Below are 19,738 nucleotides of genomic sequence, written 5' to 3'. Positions count from 1 at the left end.
CAATGTTACCATTGTTCAGCTTTAATTTATAAATTTAATCCTTTAATAATCTGTATCGGTTATTTAGGACTAGACATAATTTTAGTTGGTAAACTCAATTTATTGAAAAATGAAGTTTTGGCGTGTTTTGAAAATAGTACTTTTGGTGAGTAGTATAATACTAGTATTGCTAATGTCTATTTTAATGTATTTTGTTTTAATTGTTGAAACATCACCTTTTGAATATACCATGCTTATTCCGGTGTTTCTGATGTTAACCGGTGTTTTAAGTGTTGTTTTTCATTTTAAAACTTTAGAAATTTACAACGTAAAAAAGTATACCGTTACAGAATTTAAAAATGTATTGCTTTGGGCTGTAAATGCTGTATTTGCCATCGGGCTCATCACAACAGCTTTGTACCTTATCTATACCCTTCTTGAGGCAGATTTTAGAGAGGAATATTCTATATTTATTTCGTTGTTGTCCATTTTCGCCTTAATGATTTTGTTAGGCTCAGGCTTGCTTCTTGAAGAAAGGTTTCTTTATAATATTGTTTTTAAAAATAAAAGAGATGCTTTTGCAGAGCGTATTGATAACATTAAAGGAAATCGAAAGGATCCTTAATGTGTACTTTTCTTCAAAATGGGTTTAATACTTCTCTGGCACAAAGGTTTGGTAGTTCAATGGTGGCCTAACATAGCCTTCATAGTCGGGTAGTTCGGGTAATTCTATAGGTTTTACATCCATTTTTTCGTAGGGTATCATACTTAAAACATGGCTAATGCAGTTCAGGCGCGCCTTTTTCTTGTTGTCTGAATTCACCACATACCATGGTACTTGTTTTGTGTCGGTATGAGCAAACATATTGTCTTTAGCTTTAGAATATTCTAACCAGCGCGAACGCGATTCTAAATCCATAGGGCTAAACTTCCAGCGTTTTAATGGGTTGTTTATCCGGTTTTTAAAACGTCGTTCTTGTTCCTCGTCACTTACCGAAAACCAATATTTCAACACAACTATACCAGACCTAACTAGCATACGCTCAAATTCTGGGCAGGAGCGAAGGAACTCACGATATTCCTCATCGGTACAAAATCCCATTACTTTTTCAACGCCAGCACGATTATACCAGCTTCTATCAAAAAGTACAATTTCACCCGCTGCTGGCAAATACTGGACATACCTTTGAAAATACCATTGCGTTTTTTCTTTTTCAGTAGGAACCCCCAAAGCAACTACTTTACAGACACGTGGATTTAATGGCTCTGTGAATCTTTTTATGGTACCACCTTTACCAGAGGCATCCCTGCCCTCAAAAACAATAACAACTTTTAACCCTCGCTTTTTTACCCATTGCTGCAAGTGTACAAGTTCTGTATGTAATTTGGCTAGTTCTTTATCGTAGTTAAACTTTTTGGATTTGCTGTTTTTCATGCCCTACAAGTTAATAAAAAATAAAAACCTATTGAGGTGCTGACATATCATTTAGTTGATATTTTAAAATTCGTATACCTTGCCGAGCGTGTAAACATATGTCGTAGTCCAATGCGGCCTTTTTTAATAGGTGCAATATTTGAAATGTTCCAAGAGAATAACCTCTTTTCATTTTCTCCTTCAACCTTAAAGAAAAGCCATTTATCCGTTTTTATGGTCGTTATTTTATAGGTGATATTGGGCTTAAAAAGTCCTGTGTCGAATGAATCCGGTTGTATTTCTGTACTGCTGTTGAAATTTTTTCCATCTGGAACCGGATAAAATCGTGCTCGAACATATTCCTGGCTAGTATGGTTGTTATAAGCCGCATAACTAATATGCAAGAGTTTCATGTGGTTATAATAGGTTTTCATGGCTGGAATACCTCTTTTTTTCTTCCACTTATAAATATTTTTTTTAAAGGGCTTTACACCCGTTGCTTGAATGTATAAAATATTAACCCATTTTTGTTTGGTGTCGGTTCTGGTATAGTCGTACTCTATTTTTACATCGCCTTTAAAAGATTTTTTTGTCCAAAGTACAGCATGATGAGCGTCATCTCGTTCAATAGGCCCAGCGGTAAAAGTCATACTCTTGTTATTTGTTTCAACTTTGGCTCGTTTACCATCTAAAAACCAATGGTCTTGCCAGTTTGTGGTATTCGAATCATCAAACTTAAGTTGCCATTTTTCCGATTTGTTCAGCCTGTCAAAATCAGCATACTGACCAAAAGATATAATCGGAAAAAGAAAAAATAATAGGGTTATAACAATTTTCATTTTAAATGTTCAGCCTTTTAAGACGTTATTATGGTTAAACAGAAATATTTGGCGTATTAATGATTAATTAGATAAAACCATCCTAAATGTTCATAAAGAATAGCTAACTTTGTATGATTTTCCTAAATATAAGAAACCTAGATTTACAGTTATGAAGAAATTATTACTATTATTTATACCGATGCTCTTTTGTGCTTTTGTTGCAAAAGAAACATCAAATGATTTGAACAGCATGTCAAATCAACTAAATGATTTTGATGTGCTGGTTGATCCACCGGCTTTTCCAGGTGCCGAAGGTTTTGGGAAATTTGCTACTGGCGGGAGAGGCGGACAAGTTATATACGTTACCAATTTAAACAATTCTGGAACTGGGAGCTTACGTGCCGCAGTGCAGGCTAGTGGTCCGAGAATAGTGGTGTTTAAGGTTTCTGGGGTTATTACGCTTAATAGCGATTTAAAAATAACCAACGATAATATTACCATAGCGGGACAGACGGCTCCTGGCGATGGGATATGTTTAAAAAACTACTCTGTAACGGTAGATGCCAATAATGTGATTATCCGTTTTATGAGATTTAGAATGGGCGACGAAGCCCAACATGAAGGCGATGCGTTAGGCGGTAGATTTCATAATAATATTATTATCGACCATTGTTCCATGAGTTGGTCAACAGACGAATGTGTCTCTTTTTACAACAACGAAAGCTCAACAGTACAATGGTGCATTATCTCAGAAAGTCTGCGTAATTCCGTGCACGGAAAAGGAGCCCATGGCTATGGCGGTATTTGGGGAGGTAAAAACGCTTCCTTTCATCATAATTTGCTGGCTCATCACGACAGCAGAAATGCGAGACTTGGAGAATCTGCGGGGACGTCTTTCGCGCTTACTGATTTGGTAGATATTAGAAATAATGTTATTTACAATTGGGGGCATAATAGTGCTTATGGTGGTGAGGCCATGAACGTGAATATCATTAACAACTATTATAAACCAGGACCTGCAACATTGACAAATAATGGAACCACCAAAGAAGGACGAATTATATCAATAGATAAAAACAAAGTTAAAGGCACCGCAGTTTATGATACGTGGGGCAAGTTTTATATTGATGGAAATTATGTTGATGGTCACTCTAATCCAACAAATGATAATTGGACGTATGGCGTTTATAATCAGTTTCATAGTTCGTACACCTCCTACACACAAACTTGTAAGGACAGTAACGGAAATACCATAACATGCGAGTACACTATTCCTGTCTCTGAAGGTGATAAAATAGCCATGAAGTTGAATACACCACTTGATGTGCAGGGCAATGTTACAACGCACTCCGCAACAGAAGCTTACAGCAAAGTACTAGCTTACGGAGGTGCCTCTTTGATACGTGATGCGATTGATACACGTATAGTAAACGAAACTGAAAACGGTACTTACACCTATACAGGGTCAAATGGTAGTACTCTTGGTATTATTGATACACAAGGTGATGTTGGCGGATGGCCGACATATAACTCCACCCCAGCGCCCTCCGATACTGATAATGACGGCATGCCAGATGATTGGGAAGATGCCAATGGACTTGATAAAAATAATGCTTCCGATGGGCCATCAACCTCGTTGGATGGTGGTTACACTAATGTTGAAGTTTATTTAAATAGCCTTGTTGAAGACATAATCAATAGTCAAAACGATAATGCCTTATCCGTTCAAGACAATATTTTGGACAATGCGTTGATAAAAATATATCCAGTACCATTTAAGAATGAATTCTTTATAGATTTAGTAGAAGTGGGAAGTGTTAAGCAAATCGCGGTATTTAATATATTGGGAAAACAAATTCGCTTGATAAAGGAAGACGAAATTGAAGATAAAACTGCAAAAGTAAATATTGATGCTGCTCCAGGTATTTACGCTGTCAAGGTTATTACTGAAAATGGTATTATAAATAAAATCATTGTTAAAGAATAAAAACTAAAGGAATATTTAAAAAGAAAGCTTCGGAAAATATTATTCCTGAAAGGTTTTCTTTGTTTTCCATGTACCATTTATAGCCTTATCCTCGGTATTAAAAAACACTTTGTAATACTACTTTTTGCTCGGCTTTTTACGGTGCCATTGGTTTGCTCCTTATAGGCTTAAAAGTAGTTTATTTAACATAAGTGAAGAAAAAGTTATGGCAGTGGCCTGTCTATGAAATAGAACTTAATTGTTATTGATGATAAGCCGTATTATGAGTGAGGGTTGCCCCGCATGTGTTGCAAGTTCCGGCAGATCCAGATCCCCCTGCACATCCATTGCTACAGATATAATGCATTACGCCAGATGCTTTGCTGGTAGGATTATTGGGAGCATTATTGTAAGGCCCTGCAAAAGGAGCACTACTGGGTTTGTTATGATATGCAGCATTATGTGTTAAAAGATTTCCGCAGGTCTTACAGTTAACAGCTGTATTAGCACCACCAGAACAACCTTTGAGACAAGTGTAGTGAAAGACTTGTCCTGTTGAATTTTGAGTTTCCACTGGAGATGTTGATGGCACCGGTGCAGTAGGCGTGTTCTCAACCTGAACTGATTTTTGGACTTCTTGTTTTGCTGATTTAGAACTTTTATTACAGGAAAGAACTAAAACTAAAAATAGCACTGTAAAAAGGTTAAAGTATTTCATAATTTTTTTATTAATCCTGAAGTGGGCAACGATTTCTAATGTGTTTATTTAGGTTTCTAAGAGATGGATACAATTTAATTAATTCTCCAACATACATTAAAAAAGTTTTTTATCAGTATTAGCGAATATACTAGAAATTTTTGACAGTAGCTATGAGTACATTTATGCCTCCGCATTAAAAAATACTTTATAAAAATGCATTTTCTTTTCTTCGTCGTAACCGCGCTCTAAATACTCGGTTGAAGCGTCGGGGACATCAATATCCAGTTTTATCTGTATGTGAGTATCCAGTTTTATGTCAGTTTTAATTTTGCGTTTTTCCTTGTTTACAACAGCTTCGGCGACATCAAACTGATTTCGGATAACCAAGTTTTGCTCGCCTTCAAATTCCTTTTTAAAGCTGTCAAATTCTTTTTTGTGTTTGTCTTCTTCAAAAAGTTCGTCTTTAAAACGTTCAATGTTTACCACTTCGTTTTCTTTGAAAAAGTCGATGGTTTTGGATAAAAAAGTGTTTCTTTCTTGAGCGCCGTAAGTGGTCTTTATAATTTCTGTAGAAAAATCTTTGCACAATTCTATATACTGCTGAGTGTGGTTATTGGAATCATCGGCATATTTTATGTTTAAAAAATGGTTTAGCCAGTATTGGGCGTCGTAGCTATTATTGTCAACGCTAAGAACAATATGGCCTTCGCCATCGCTCTGATTTAAAATTAGGCAACCTTTATCTACTTTTTTTGAGTTAATCCCTTTTTGGACAAGTACATCATAACTATTATTTTCTAAATAGGTTTGGAAGAAATTCACTTTGTTTTCTATTTTAAAAATACCGAGGGCATTGGTAGTTATTTCGTTAAACTCAATGCCTTCAAATAGCACAACCAAAACATCCCCGGTTTTTATGTTGGCAGAATTTGATTGCTCGTACAAATGCATAACGATGTGCTTTGAAACATCAATGAAATTGTCATCTTCATTTAGTATTTGGGCCGCATAGCTATTTATTTCATTAAGAGCAATGTTGGCATGGTGGTTAAACCGGTAACTTTGCACCACGCTTCCAAAGGGGCGTAATAAAAACGGTAGCATTAAATCATAACTGGCTTCATCAAAATCCACCAATTTTTCCGAAAAGGCATTTTTTGTATCGTTGAATTTGTTTCCGACTTTATGAATAATGAACTTTGAAATGGACGCGTTTTTTCTAGAAATCATATGATAAGAATTTGTGTTGCAATAGTACTAATTTCAAAAATAAAAAGAGCAAAAATAGGCACCAAAGCATTACACTTTGGTGCCCGAGACTTGAGGACTTTAGATTTGGTTATCGTTAAATTTTTAGATGAATTAAATTGCTGAATACAGAATGCGCGAAAAGAATAATGAGAAAGGTTTTTTGGTGATATCTCATTTGTAACGAATTGATTAATAGCTGGGTTAAAGATAAAGATTAGTTTTTTACTGACAAATTACTGCGGCAAATTTTATTCAATCATATAGTATTAGGTATTGCCATGTTTCTATGGATAATAGATTATCGTTTGATATTAATTGATTTGGTAGAGGATAACCGAATTGCTTTCACCTTTGGTGACAAATTCTAATTTTCGATCCCTGTCAATATTATCCAACTGTATTGAAGAGCTTCCGTATACTGGAAAATTAGTGATGGGTTTAGACTGGCTGTCAAAAAGGTAAACTTTGTGCGATTGCAAATCGGTGGTTGAAACGTAGATTTTATCGTATATATAAAAGATACTTGGCCTGGTGTAATTGCCAAAATCCATTTCGATAGTTCTGTTTTTTATAGAAATTTTGTTTTCGCTTTGCGCTACCAAAGTTTTGCTTGTAGTTTCTAAAAAATGCTTTTCAGAAAGATTTAAGCCGGCACTGGAAACGTTTCCTCTTGTGTCAACTGAAAAAAGTTTTCCATTGGCCGTGGTTGTTGTAAATTTGTTATTGTATAAAAATACAGGTTGGTTGGAGTAATTGCTTTGGCTTTTTGGTGTTATCCTGTTTTTTCCTATCCTATCTAAAATATAAAGTTTGTTTTCGGTTTTTAGGGTTAAGTAGTCTTTCCTGCCAATCCTGAAATGCTTGGGTTGAGATAAGATTGTGCCATTGGCCGATTTAAACATGAAGCCTTTAACAATATTACCTTTAACATTATACATTAAAACGTTTTTGCCTTGGGTAACCATCAGCCTATAATTTTTTCGTTTATCGTAATCGAAAACTGAAAGCGGCTGGGTAATTTTATCGTTGAATTTTAAGGGGAATGGCCGAACTTCTTTTCCGTTTCTGTCTAATACATAAACTCGATTTGGCGTGGCAAAAATCAGTTGAAGTCTTCCGTTTTTGTAAATATCAATTTGCTCGATGTTACCTAAAATGTTGCCCTGTAATTGTTTTTTCCAAAGGATTTTTCCGGTGTTGGAAATTAAATAAAGGTTGTTGTTTACGTCTTGTACCACAATTTCTTTCTGACCGGTAATATGGTTTTTAACAAACTGCGGATTGTTCAAAATAGCGTTGTCCAGTTTGATGTTGAGTTCTTCAGATACCGAATTTTGTTCAACCTTGGTTTTGTTTTTACTTATTATGGCATTAACATGTGCAAAATGATTGTCGTATATAAACTGTATGGCTGAAATATTGTCGTTTTTTACTTTGTAATTTTCTTCAGCTTTCAAGTTCTTGTCAATAATAGACTTTAAGGTTGAAGTATTACTGACTTGAAGAAAAGATGCCGCACTACTCAATTTTTCACTAATGTTGTTATAATATGTTCGGTGGCTTAGTGTCGTTTCATTTTGATAATTAGCAATAATATTTACAAGCATATCTTGGTTGCCAGCAAACACAAAAAAGTGGTCTAGAATACAATAGGAGTTGGCTTTTTCATAAGAAATAAAAGGCGAAAATATTTGAGGAAATAGGCTAGGGGTACTGAAATTATAAATGTCAACATCGCGGTAGGTGTCAATTTTTGTCTGTTCACTCAACAAGGCTTCTTGGGTAGCAATAACATCAATTGAATTCAAGACAATTGCTCTGTTTTCATCTTCATAAATAACGCCAATTTCAGAAATATTATTAAAAAGTGCTGAATTTTGGGTTATGGAATCTTTTTTGTTAAAACGATTTAAATTGGTTTCAAACGTCTTGAAGTCATCAAAAGTAATACTCAAAAAACCATCACTGTTTGAAGGTGAAATGTCCTGTGTCTGGTTTTCTTGCGGAATCGTGTTCTTAAATACATTTACCAAACTTTCGGTTGAATCGTTGGCCTTGGTGATGCCATTGAAATACATTACGTTTTGCCCTAGTTCAAGGTCGATAGCCAGATAATTTGTAAACTTTTTAAAAGACAATGAATCTTCAATAAAAAAAGAATTCACTGGTGTGTTATTGCTGGTTGATTTTAAAATGACCGAAAGTGTTTTGTCATTGCTCGACGTTTTATAAATCTTTTCGAGTTCGTTGCTTACTGTTCTATTTCCAAAAATAGCTGAGGTCACTTTTTTCGATGACGAGGCAAAAAACACACTGTCAACCACAGTGCTATAAAAGGTGTTTTTATTTAATGTTGATTTGGTAATCGATTTATTTTTATAGTTAAGAGTTTCTTCAGTGTAATTCTTCAAAGAATCGGTTTCAAACAGGCTTTTGTTAAACTTGGTGATGATGGAATATTGTAAACTGTCATTCTCATCTGTCGAAAAACAAATCAGAATATCACTTGATGGCTTAAAGTGCGATAGGTTCTCCAATCTTTTTTCAAGGTGAGTGTAGCTATTGGTTTTTGATATTTGTTGCAAAAAACCGCTGTTTTTTATGCTGCTCTTTAAGCTTTCCAGATTTGATGTCCTCAGAACTATAGAAGCATTTTTTGGGACAAAATCTATTAAAGCCTTATTTTTTTTTGTAGGACTAGAACAGTTGAAAAATAAAACAAGTAGGAGGGAGAGGCAAAATAATCTCATGGATAAAAATTAATTTTTACAAACCTAATATTTTTTTGACTCATTAAAAATTTATAAGTCTAACTTTAACTGTTCAGGTAATAGTCTAAACGATTTTCGATGGTATTTTGTTATGCCGTATTTTTTAATGGCCTCTCGGTGTTCTTTGGTGGGGTAACCTTTATTTTTTTTCCAATTGTACATAGGAAACTCTTCGTGAATCATTTCCATGTATTGGTCTCTATGGGTTTTGGCCAAAATAGAGGCCGCAGCAATGCTTAGGTATTTGCCGTCTCCTTTTATAATAGTCTCAAAAGGAATTTGGGCGTAAGGCTTAAACTTATTGCCATCAACAATAATGAATTTGGGTCGGGGTTTTAATTGGTCAATCGATTTATGCATGGCCAAAATGGAAGCATTTAAAACATTTATGGTATCAATTTCTTCTTGAAAAACATGGGAGACCCCAAATGTTACAGCTTGGTTTTCTATTGTGGGTTTTAAAAGCTCTCGTTTTTTTTCACTGAGTTGTTTGGAGTCGTTCAATACCTCGTTCTTAAAATCTTTAGGAAGGATTACTGCCGCTGCAGTTACAGGACCGGCCAAGCATCCTCGGCCAGCTTCGTCGGTACCGCATTCTAATATAAATTTTGAGTGATTGATTAGTAGCATTGACTTGTTTTTACGTAATGGCAGAATAAGAAATGTATAGTTGATGGCGTAATTTGCATTGTAGAATATTTAATAATTTGGTCATTTTCCGTTGTTTTTTACAACGAAATTAATGATTTGTTAATTTAAAGCGATTCTAACGTTATACTTTTTGTTTTTTTTTAAGATGTTTTTGTTAAACTTTTTGCTTTTTCAATATAATATTATGAAATTCGTTTCGGACTAACTCAAATAATTATTTTATGAAATTGAACTTGACAAGTTTGTTAACGCTGCTTTTGGCGTTTTCAATTCAACTTTCCTTTGCTCAAGAAAAAACCATCTCAGGTACCATAACAGACGCTAGCAATATGCCACTTCCAGGGGTTACTATTGTTATTGATGGCACTAATAAAGGAGTGACATCAAACTTTGATGGCGAATATAGCATTTTTGCCAAAACAGGCGATGTTATAAAATTCAGTTTTGTGGGGATGCAAACGCAAACCATTACCGTTGGAGCCCAGGAAGTTATTAATGTCACCATGGTCGAGGACGTTGAAAGTTTGGAAACTGTTGTAATTACAGGTTATCAAAATGTAAGACGGGAATTGTTTACCGGGGCATCCCAAACCATTAAAGCGGCTGATGTAAAACTTGATGGTGTAGCCGATGTGTCTCGCGCGTTAGAAGGCCGAGCTGCAGGTGTAAGTGTTCAAAATGTTACCGGAACTTTTGGTGCCGCACCCAGAATTACCATTCGTGGTTCTTCATCTATTTTAGGCGATACAAAGCCAATTTGGATTATTGATGGCGTTATTCAAGAAGAAATTGTTAACCTTTCGGTATCCGATTTAGTGTCTGGTGATGCCAGTACGCTTTTAAGTTCTGCTGTTGCGGGTTTAAACGCATCAGATATTGAAAGTTTTGAAATTCTAAAGGATGCTTCTGCAACGGCGCTTTACGGAGCTAGAGCATTAAACGGAGTGGTGGTTATTACCACTAAATCTGGTAAAAAGAACCAGAAACCTACGTTTAATTATGGATCTGAATACGCTGTTAGGGATATTCCGAGATACACTAATTATGACTTGCTTAACTCTCAGGAAACGGTATCGGTTTACAGAGAAATGGAATCGAAAGGGTTTCTAGATTTACCTTCTTCCTTTCAAGGAAGATATGGTGGAATCTATAATATTATGTACCGTGCCATAAATAATTATAACGAAAATACAGGGCAATTTGAATTGGAAAACACGCCAGAGGCAAGAGCAAGGTTTTTGCAACAATATGAACGAGCCAATAGTAATTGGTTTAAAACTTTGTTCAGTACGGCTCCAACGCAGACACATACCTTAAGTTTTTCCAGTGGTGGAGAAAATGCGACATCTTATGCATCATTGGGCTATTACACTGATGGCGGGTGGTCTGTTGCAGATAGGGTAAGGCGAATAACGGGTAATTTACGTAATACCTATTATTTGGCTGATGATAAATTAAAGATTACTACTCAACTACAAGGTTCTATAAGAAACCAATTAGCACCTGGTACGTTTGCCAGAGAAGAAGATTTAGTTAGCGGCTCTTACACCAGAGATTTCGATATCAATCCTTTTAGTTATGCTATCAATACAAGTCGAGCTTTACGCCCCAGAGATAATGATGGCAATTTAGAGTATTCTAGATACAATTGGGCGCCGTTTAATATTTTAAACGAATTGAAAAATAATGGAATAGAATTAAATGTTTCCGACATCAAGTTTCAAGGTCAGGCAGAATATAAGATTAATGATAATTTAACCTATAATTTTTTAGGTTCTGCAAGATATGCTTCATCTAATGGCGAGCATTCTATAACAGAGAATTCAAATGTGGCTGCAGCCTACAGAGCAGATGAAACCACTATTGTTCAAGATGCCAATGTATTTTTATTTACAGATCCAGACGAACCTAATTCTAGACCTCGTGTAGTTTTGCCGGTAGGAGGGATTTTAAAAACATCAAAAAATACCTTGGTTACCTATACCTTCAGAAATACTTTAGATTTCACGAAACGATTTAACGATGTTCATGGTCTTCGTATTTATGGTGGTCAAGAATACCGATATACTGACAGAAGTGAAAGTGATAATACAGGCTATGGTTATCAATTTAGCCGAGGGGGAACGGTGTTCACAGACCCTGACATTTTGAAAAAAGCTATTTTGGAAGGTAACCCATATTTCTCATCACAAGAGACTCGGCAACGTGAAGTGTCCTTCTTTACAAATGTTACATATGATTATAAGAAAAAATATGTATTGAATCTTACGGGAAATTATGAGGGTTCTAACCGAGCGGGAAAATCTTCAGATTCCAGGTGGCTGCCAACTTATACGATAGGTGGTAAGTGGAATGTAGATAAAGAAGACTTTATTAAAAATTCTAACGTGATTTCCAGTTTAGCGTTTAGACCAAGTTACGGTTTGGTCGCTTTATTGGCTGATAATGCTACTAATAACTTGGCGGTTTTCAGAAACCAAATTACAGATAGGTTTAATAATGATGATAGAGAGAATTACATCGACATTGAGGATTTGCAAAATACCGAACTAACTTGGGAAAAAACACTTGAACTTAATTTAGGGTTGGATGTAGGTTTCTTCAATAATAGAATTAGAATGAATTTTGATGCTTATTTTAGAAAAGGTAAGGATTTAATTGATTTGATAAGAACTACGGGAATTGGTGGTGAGTCAATAAAATTGGGCAATAATTCTGAAATGACAACTAATGGAGTAGAATTTCAGTTGAACACTGTAAATATGGATTCTGATAATTTCAGTTGGAAAACGGGATTCAATATTTCACACTTCAACCAAGAGATTACTTCTTTAAAGCAAGAATCGAACGTGTTCGATTTGGTTACTGGGACTGGTCGTGGTAATGCTATTGGCTATCCAAAAGGGTCACTCTTTTCTTTTAACTTTGAAGGACTTAATGAGTTTGGTTTGCCGGTATTTTTAACCGATGACGTAGATTTCGACCCATCAAAACCTTATGACTTAATCGATTTTCAGGATACTGACAATGTACTGGATTATTTGGTTTACGAAGGGCCAACAGAGCCTAATATTTCTGGTGGGCTTTCAAATAGCTTTAAATATAAAAATTGGGATTTCAGTTTCTTTATTTCGTTTTCAGCAGGAAACAAGGTAAGGCTAAATCCGGCATACAATTCGGAATATACAGATTTAGATGTTTTTCCACGTGAATTTGTAAACCGGTGGTTAATCCCTGGAGACGAAAATATCACAGATGTACCGACAATTGCATCGCAAAGTGTATTGCAAGCATTTGGTGACAATGAGGTTGAAAGAGCTTATAACGCTTATAATTACTCTACTGCAAGGACGGCCGATGGCGGTTTTATAAGAATGAAAAATATCTCATTAGGGTATAGCCTGGATACAAATACTACCTATAGGTTGGGGCTTTCTAGTTTTAGATTAAGTGTACAAACTACAAATCCGTTCTTAATTTACTCAGACTCCAAGCTTGGAGGTCAGGATCCTGAGTTTTTCAGATCTGGTGGTGTAGCCTATCCAATTTCAAGGCTGTTCACGTTTTCACTTAATGTTGGGTTTTAAAAAAAAGATAATATGAAAAATATAAAGTTTAATATAATAAAGGTCTTAATACTGGTCTTATTAACATCTTCATGTAACGATGTTTTAGATGAAACACCAGATAATAGAACTACAATTGACTCCCCAGAGAAAATAGCTGAATTGCTTGTAGGGGCTTACCCCGATGCGGCTTATGTAAGCTTTTTAGAGCCAATGTCTGATAATGCGGGAGACAAAGGGCCAAGTGCTGATACAGGAATTGATTTTGCTACTACTCTAAACCAACGCATGTTTTTTTGGGATGATATTAATGACATAGATATAGACACGCCAACCAATTACTGGAATCGCGCTTATAAGGCTATAGCTCAAGCCAATCAAGCTTTGGTGTCTATTGAAGAGTTAGGAGGAGGCGCTGAGCTAAATCATCTTAAGGGTGAAGCTTTGATATGCAGAGCCTATGCCCATTTTATGTTGGTGACTATTTTTTCGAAAGCTTACAATCCTGCAACTGCAGTTTCAGATATTGGCATACCATACGTTTCTCAACCTGAAACCGTGCTGTTGGGAGATTACGATAGAGGAACAGTTGCTGATGTTTATGAAAACATAAGAGCAGATATTAAAAACGGCTTACCATTAATCGAAGACGATTATAATGTTGAAGCTTTTCATTTTACAAAACAAGCAGCAAATGCTTTTGCTTCCCGATTTTATTTACATACGGGAGAATGGCAGAAAGTAATTGATCACAGTACTTTGGCTTTAGGTCTTGGCGGTACAGGGGTTCTAAGAAATTGGGAAAACCAATATAGACCAAAAACCTATTCCGAACAAACACTTAGATATACATCGTCAACAGCGGAACCAGCAAATTTACTTTTGGTGTCAGCAGAATCTATATACGACAGATATCATTATGCGGCCAGATATCAGTTAAATAATAACAAAAGTGATGAAATTTTCCCGGCAGTTAATGGCACCGGTCAACCTTGGTCTTATGATGTTTATGGAAGTGGAGATTTGTTTTTCAATGTCCCTAAATTTCAAGAGTATTTTAAAGTTACTAATCAGGCTGCTGGCACGGGTACCCCCTTTGTAACGTTTGTTCTATTATCAACAGATGAAGCCTTGCTGAATAGAGCAGAAGCCTATGCGATGCTAGGGCAATTCAATAATGCAGCCGCAGACATTAATTTGTCGTACTCAGTAAAAACAAGAGGTTACGATGCGTCGCTTGATGAGCTTTCAGTTTCAGATATTCAACAACGATTTTCAGTGGCCAACCCCATGCTGTATACACCTTTTTATTCCATCCCTCAAGAATCACTGGCCTTTGTTAATGCTGTGTTAACCATTAAAAGGACTATATTTTATAACGACGGCTTAAGGTGGTTTGATAATAAAAGGCACAATATGGTTATTGAACATCGGGATGTTTTTGGCAATACATATACGTTGCCTAAAAATGATAGCAGAAGGCTAGTGCAAATACCGGAAGCCGCTCAGTCTTTTGGTATATCTCCAAACCCAAGGTAAGATTTTGAAAAATATAAAACATTACAATATGAAAAGAAATATATACATGGCAATTGTAAGCATGGTTTTGGTGTTAGCCGTATCATGCAGCGATGGTTCAGACGCTGTTGGCGAATCTCAAATAGACACGGCCCCTCCAATATTAAACGATTTGGATATTTGGTTAAGAAATAGCTTTGTTAAACCATATAACATAGAAATCCTTTATAAATGGGATATTAACGATACCGATGTCGATAGGTTTTTGCATCCACCCTACGAATCTAGTGTGAAACCCGTAGCTGAGGCGTTGCAAAAAGCTTGGATTGAGCCTTATTCGCAAGTAGGAGGAATCGATTTTATTAAAAAGATAGCGCCTAGGCAGTTTACTTTTGTGGGGAGTTTTAATTATAATCCAAATAGCCCTACCATTACCCTAGGGGTTGCAGAAGCCGGAGCAAAGATTACATTGTTTAATATTGACTTTCTTGATTTTACCGATATTAACAGTATCAAACAACCATTAAAAACTGTACAGCACGAGTATGGTCATATTTTAAATCAAAATGTTCCTATAGATCCTGAATATGGGCAAATTAATCCGGCAGACTATACTGCGCAGTGGTTTAACAGAACGGATCAGGAAGCCAGAGAACTAGGTTATATAACTGCTTATGGCTCTAGTCAAGAAAGTGAAGATTTTGTAGAGATGGTTTCAGAAATGCTTACTAATTCCAAAGATGAATTTGATGCCATGGTGGAAAGTATAGACAATGAAGAGTCAAAAGCCATTATCAGGTTAAAAGAAGAAATGGTAGTGAAGTATTATAAAGAGAATTTTGATATTGATATTTATGAACTACAGGCTTTAACTGCGGCAGCAACTCAAGAACTTGTAAATTAAAAAAACTATGAAAAAGATATATAGAAATAATTGGCTAATCTGTTTGGCTTTGCTGCTTTTTGTATCGTGTAACAACGATGATGGGGAAGTGTTGTTTGATCAAAGCCCCGCAGATAGACTAGCAGAACAAAACGAAGTACTATTAAATTTATTGACAACGGAACCCCAAGGGTACAAAGCGTTGTACTTTTCAAAAAATGATGAGTTTGGCGGTTTTACCTATTATATGAAATTTAACACCGATGGTACTGTAAGAATGACGTCTGATTTTGATGAGGATACCGATATTCAAACATCATCGTATGATGTAAGGACGGGTACAACAACAGAACTTGTGTTCACTACAAGAAACCATATACAAAAGGTTAGTAACCCAGATTATCCTGGGCTAGTGGGTACTGGTTTTAAGGGGACTTCGGTATTTCAATTCTTTAGTGAAGAAGAAGGTGTTATAACATTTCGTGATGTGAGAAATACAAGTACTGGAATACTTATTTTAACACCAACTAATTTTTCTGATTTCGACACTGAAAGTTTGGCGAGTGTTGAAACATCATTGGTCAATCGTGAAAATTTCACAACTTCTGATGCCGTTACCTCTTTTCCTTTTTTAAGTGTTGAAAATGGTTCTGAGGTCGATAGATATGCCTTAAATTATAATAACGTTACTTTGTTCGCAAACCCAACTAAACAAGATGCTAGTGGAGCTGTTACCGATGAAGAATTTGGAATTGCCTTTACTGAAGATGGGTTGGTAATAAGTCCTGCATTGGAGGTTAATGGCGTTGCTTTTGAAAACTTCTTATTAGATGATTCCTCTGGTCTTCAGTATGTTTCCGTTGTAGATGGGGTTACTGCTAAAATAGGGTATGGGAATACCCCTGTAACACCCCTAGATCCTTATGCCTTTGGAGAGCGTAGGAACTTTGCGATTTTTAATGATTTGGAGTTAGAAAAATCCAGTAATGCCTTTCTTAGCTTTTATCAGGACTATACAGCGCAGTTAGAGTCATTCTATGGTTTAACAATAAATTTCGTGTATTTTGTAGGGCTGAATGATGGCACGCAACCTATTCTGGTTTTCGCTACTAATTTTGGGAATTTCCTATTTGGGTTAGACTTTGAAGTAAATGATGGTGTTGTAGTATTTACAGACACAGGCTTGTCTAATACTTCAGCAGGTAATAAAGCCATTTTTCAACCATTAATTGATGTTTTTATTGGTGGACCTTCTGGTTTTTATCTGAACAATACAGGGAATTTAGATATTTATTCTAATAGGACATTTTCAATGATTAGTGTAGCAGATCCAACTATTGAGATAAACTACTACGATCAATAAACTTTTTTTGACTTAATTGCTGAACTAAATGAGCCTCTGCATTAATAGGATGTAGAGGTTTTTTTAAATGTATTGATTCTCTTAAATAATTTGTCCACTTTTTAGCGTTATCATATTTTGTGTTTACATTTGCAACTTCAAAAGGCATTATGAAAAAAGTAATTTTATTTATCTTTTTACTATTCGTTACAATGGGGGTTCAAGCCCAAGATAAAAAAGTTAAAAATGGAGGTGAACAACGGAGAGCAAGTTTATCACGACAAGACTCCCTAACAAGGTCACCAAAACAAAAAGATACGATTAAAGCAGTCCGTGCCTTAAAAAGAATTACGGGGCTTGATCAAGAGGCCAATAATAAAGCCAAAATTGAAGATTACCTTATTATTTCTTCCGAAAACGATACTACCTATGTCGATACCACTCTAACCATACAAAAGGACTATAAGTTTAATTATTTAAGAAAGGATAATTTCGGACTGATTCCTTTTGCAAATCTCGGACAGACCTATAATAGCTTAACACTCGATTTTCAAAATACCAACTTAATGCCGCTGTTTGGTGCTCGGGCCAGGCATTTTAATTATATGGAAGTTGAAGACATATACTACTACCGCGTGCCAACACCATTAACCGAGCTCTTTTTTAGAACTGCATTCGAGCAAGGCCAGCTTGTCGATTCCTTTTTTACGGTAAATACCTCTCCGCAGTTCAATTTTTCAATTGCCTATAAAGGTTTGCGTTCGTTGGGTAAATATCAAAACATCCTTACCAGTACTGGTAATTTCAGGTTTACATCCAATTATCAGACTAGTGACAAGCGCTACAAGGTACAAGGTCATATTGTAACGCAAGATTTGTTGAATCAAGAAAATGGTGGGCTTAGCGATAACAGTATAGAACCCTTTGAAACGGGAGAGCCAGAGTTTTTAGATCGTTCTATCCTTGATGTCAATTTTGAAAATGCCGAAAGCATCCTGCGAGGAAAACGCTTTTATTTAAACCATAGTTACAATATATTTAACCATGTAGAACAAGAAGTTCAAGAAGAAGTTAAATTAGATTCGCTAAACGATTCCATAAAGGTAAGAAAGCCTATGGGTAAGTTCTTGGAAAAAAATAAACTTGATCTTAGACATATTATATCATTTGAAGATAAATTCTTTGAATACAACCAAGCAACCGCAGCCACCGGTATTTTTGGAGAAGCCTTTAACACCAGAAATCTAAAAGAGCGTGTAACACTCGAAAACTTTTATAACAAGCTGCAGTTGGAGTACTATAACCATTTGTTGGGCAACTTTCAATTCAATATAAGTAACAACAACTACAATTATGGTTATAACAGGTTGGTGTTGTTAAACGGACAAACCATAACCAACCGTTTAAAAGGTAACGTGTATTCAGCAGGAGGGAAATATCAAAAGCAATACAAAGGTTTTAATTTGCAAGGAGAAATGGGGGTCAACGTCTCTGGTGATTTTGAAGGCAATTTTATAAAAGCCCTCGCTAGTTTCAAACTAAGAGAAGGTGTTTCGGCACAAGCGTCCCTCAATCACAGTTCGCGCGCACCTAATTACAATACTTTGCTTTATCAAAGTAATTACATAAACTATAATTGGCAGAATAATTTTAACAATACAGAAACGCAGCAGTTAGCGTTTCAATTGAAATTGAAGAACTACGCAAAAGTCACTGTGGATTTTTCAACCATCAACGATTATGTTTATTTCAAGAAAGAAGCCGATACACTTGAGGTAAAACCTTACCAAAACAATAACACCATAAACTATCTTCGGTTAAAGTTCGAAAACGAATTAAAATTCGGCAAATTCGCTTTGGCCAATACCATAATGTACCAAAACGTAAAAGATGACAATAACATCTTGAACATGCCAGAATTCAATACCAGAAACACACTTTATTTTTCAAGCCACGTGTTTAGAAAGGCTTTGTATTTGCAAACGGGTGTAACCTTAAACTACTTTACAAAGTATTATATGGACGCCTATAGTCCACTTTTGGCCGAATTTTATACTCAGACTGATAGAAAGTATGGCAGCTTCCCAAGGTTTGATTACTTTTTAAATGCAAAAATTCGCCAAACACGAATCTATTTTAAGGCAGAGCATTTCAATTCAGCGTACACAGGTTACAACTATTACTCGGCGCCCAATTACCCTTATCGCGATTTTATTATCCGTTTTGGTGTAGTTTGGAACTTCTTTTTATAAAAACCATTATAATTTTCATTTAGCGTTCCCCTGGGGGTCGGGCTTTTTGCCGTATCTTTTTTTCATTTCTCAAAAAAGGATGCCGCTCCAATCCCTAACGTAGTGCTGTGCCAAGACCCAGGTAAGATATTAAGGTTGGGTACTGCCATGGTCTTATCTGTGGTTTGCAATAAGAAAAGAAAGCTATCCATTGCCATAATACAGGTTTCAGATTGTGCATTATGCAAAGTTGTTTGCATAAAAAAGCAATATTGTTTTGATTGTAACCTATTGGTACATATAATATTAAAAAACAGTTGCAGAAATATTAAAAAAAAGCTTCAAAAAAGTTTGTTTGTAAATAAAAAAGGGTAGTATATTTGCACCCCGCTAAGCAAGACATCAGCATTGTAAGGCGTCAAGTTCATAGACAGTTTATTGGTATTTAAAGGAGGTTAAAAAAACTTTTAAAAAAAAACCAAAAAAACTTTGCAGATTGAAAAAAGGCTGTACATTTGCAGCCGCTAAAAACGGCATATGGGCCTTCGGCGGGAGTTCATAAAGATTGCGTTTTGTTTTTGGGAAGAAGGCCAGAAATTTTTTTCCAAAAAAACATCAAAAAGTATTGTGGAGTTAAAAAAAGGG

General features: G+C 35.7%; 14 protein-coding genes. 7 read left to right on the top strand and 7 right to left on the bottom strand.

What is annotated here, in order from left to right; genetic code table 11:
• Positions 1–145: 145 nt before the first annotated feature.
• Complete coding sequence (locus ACIEHO_RS16110) at positions 146–604, top strand: hypothetical protein (protein WP_406973622.1); 459 nt, start codon at positions 146–148, stop codon at positions 602–604.
• A gap of 24 nt (positions 605–628) precedes the next feature.
• Here the strand turns inward: ACIEHO_RS16110 and ppk2 are convergent, their stop codons facing one another.
• Positions 629–1,414, bottom strand: a complete 786-nt coding sequence (gene ppk2, locus ACIEHO_RS16105; RefSeq protein ID WP_406973620.1) for a polyphosphate kinase 2 — start codon at positions 1,412–1,414, stop codon at positions 629–631.
• Between the two features lie 47 nt (positions 1,415–1,461).
• Entirely contained in the window at positions 1,462–2,232 is a 771-nt protein-coding gene (locus ACIEHO_RS16100) for a DUF1961 family protein (protein ID WP_406973618.1), read from the bottom strand.
• Positions 2,233–2,383: 151 nt separating this feature from the next.
• Between ACIEHO_RS16100 and ACIEHO_RS16095 the strand changes: the two genes are divergently transcribed.
• Positions 2,384–4,201: a T9SS type A sorting domain-containing protein gene (locus ACIEHO_RS16095; protein ID WP_406973616.1), complete on the top strand. Its 1,818-nt coding sequence runs from the start codon at positions 2,384–2,386 to the stop codon at positions 4,199–4,201.
• A 241-nt stretch (positions 4,202–4,442) separates the two neighbouring features.
• On the opposite strand, the gene ACIEHO_RS16090 is transcribed toward ACIEHO_RS16095, so the two are convergent.
• From ACIEHO_RS16090 to ACIEHO_RS16075, 4 genes are all read right to left on the bottom strand, one after another.
• A complete protein-coding gene (locus ACIEHO_RS16090; protein ID WP_406973614.1) occupies positions 4,443–4,898 on the bottom strand; it encodes a hypothetical protein in 456 nt (151 codons plus the stop codon).
• A 162-nt stretch (positions 4,899–5,060) separates the two neighbouring features.
• Positions 5,061–6,110 carry a nucleoid-associated protein gene (locus ACIEHO_RS16085; protein WP_406973612.1) on the bottom strand — a complete coding sequence of 350 codons (1,050 nt, stop codon included), beginning with the start codon at positions 6,108–6,110 and terminating at the stop codon, positions 5,061–5,063.
• 332 nt (positions 6,111–6,442) lie between these two features.
• On the bottom strand, positions 6,443–8,716 hold the full coding sequence (locus ACIEHO_RS16080) for a ribonuclease HII (protein WP_406973610.1): 2,274 nt from the start codon (positions 8,714–8,716) through the stop codon (positions 6,443–6,445).
• 216 nt (positions 8,717–8,932) lie between these two features.
• Positions 8,933–9,532 carry a ribonuclease HII gene (locus tag ACIEHO_RS16075; RefSeq protein WP_406973608.1) on the bottom strand — a complete coding sequence of 200 codons (600 nt, stop codon included), beginning with the start codon at positions 9,530–9,532 and terminating at the stop codon, positions 8,933–8,935.
• A 242-nt stretch (positions 9,533–9,774) separates the two neighbouring features.
• Between ACIEHO_RS16075 and ACIEHO_RS16070 the strand changes: the two genes are divergently transcribed.
• The 5 genes from ACIEHO_RS16070 (at position 9,775) to ACIEHO_RS16050 (ending at position 19,114) form a co-directional block, all read left to right on the top strand.
• Positions 9,775–13,140 carry a SusC/RagA family TonB-linked outer membrane protein gene (locus tag ACIEHO_RS16070; RefSeq protein ID WP_406973605.1) on the top strand — a complete coding sequence of 1,122 codons (3,366 nt, stop codon included), beginning with the start codon at positions 9,775–9,777 and terminating at the stop codon, positions 13,138–13,140.
• A 12-nt stretch (positions 13,141–13,152) separates the two neighbouring features.
• The gene (locus ACIEHO_RS16065) at positions 13,153–14,658 is read left to right on the top strand and encodes a RagB/SusD family nutrient uptake outer membrane protein (RefSeq protein WP_406973603.1); all 1,506 of its coding nucleotides are present in this window, start codon (positions 13,153–13,155) and stop codon (positions 14,656–14,658) included.
• A gap of 28 nt (positions 14,659–14,686) precedes the next feature.
• The gene (locus tag ACIEHO_RS16060; protein WP_406973601.1) at positions 14,687–15,541 is read left to right on the top strand and encodes a zinc-binding metallopeptidase; all 855 of its coding nucleotides are present in this window, start codon (positions 14,687–14,689) and stop codon (positions 15,539–15,541) included.
• A gap of 7 nt (positions 15,542–15,548) precedes the next feature.
• Entirely contained in the window at positions 15,549–16,883 is a 1,335-nt protein-coding gene (locus ACIEHO_RS16055) for a DUF4302 domain-containing protein (protein ID WP_406973599.1), read from the top strand.
• A 149-nt stretch (positions 16,884–17,032) separates the two neighbouring features.
• Positions 17,033–19,114, top strand: coding sequence for a putative porin (locus tag ACIEHO_RS16050; protein WP_406973597.1), 2,082 nt, complete (start codon positions 17,033–17,035; stop codon positions 19,112–19,114).
• 62 nt (positions 19,115–19,176) lie between these two features.
• On the opposite strand, the gene ACIEHO_RS16045 is transcribed toward ACIEHO_RS16050, so the two are convergent.
• Positions 19,177–19,353 carry a hypothetical protein gene (locus ACIEHO_RS16045; protein WP_406973595.1) on the bottom strand — a complete coding sequence of 59 codons (177 nt, stop codon included), beginning with the start codon at positions 19,351–19,353 and terminating at the stop codon, positions 19,177–19,179.
• Between the last annotated feature and the right edge of the window lie 385 nt (positions 19,354–19,738).

The organism is Flavisericum labens (assembly GCF_045446075.1).
Lineage (GTDB): Bacteria > Bacteroidota > Bacteroidia > Flavobacteriales > Flavobacteriaceae > Flavisericum > Flavisericum labens.
Note: the sequence above shows the minus strand (reverse complement) of the source record. Positions and strands in the feature narration are given on the sequence as shown.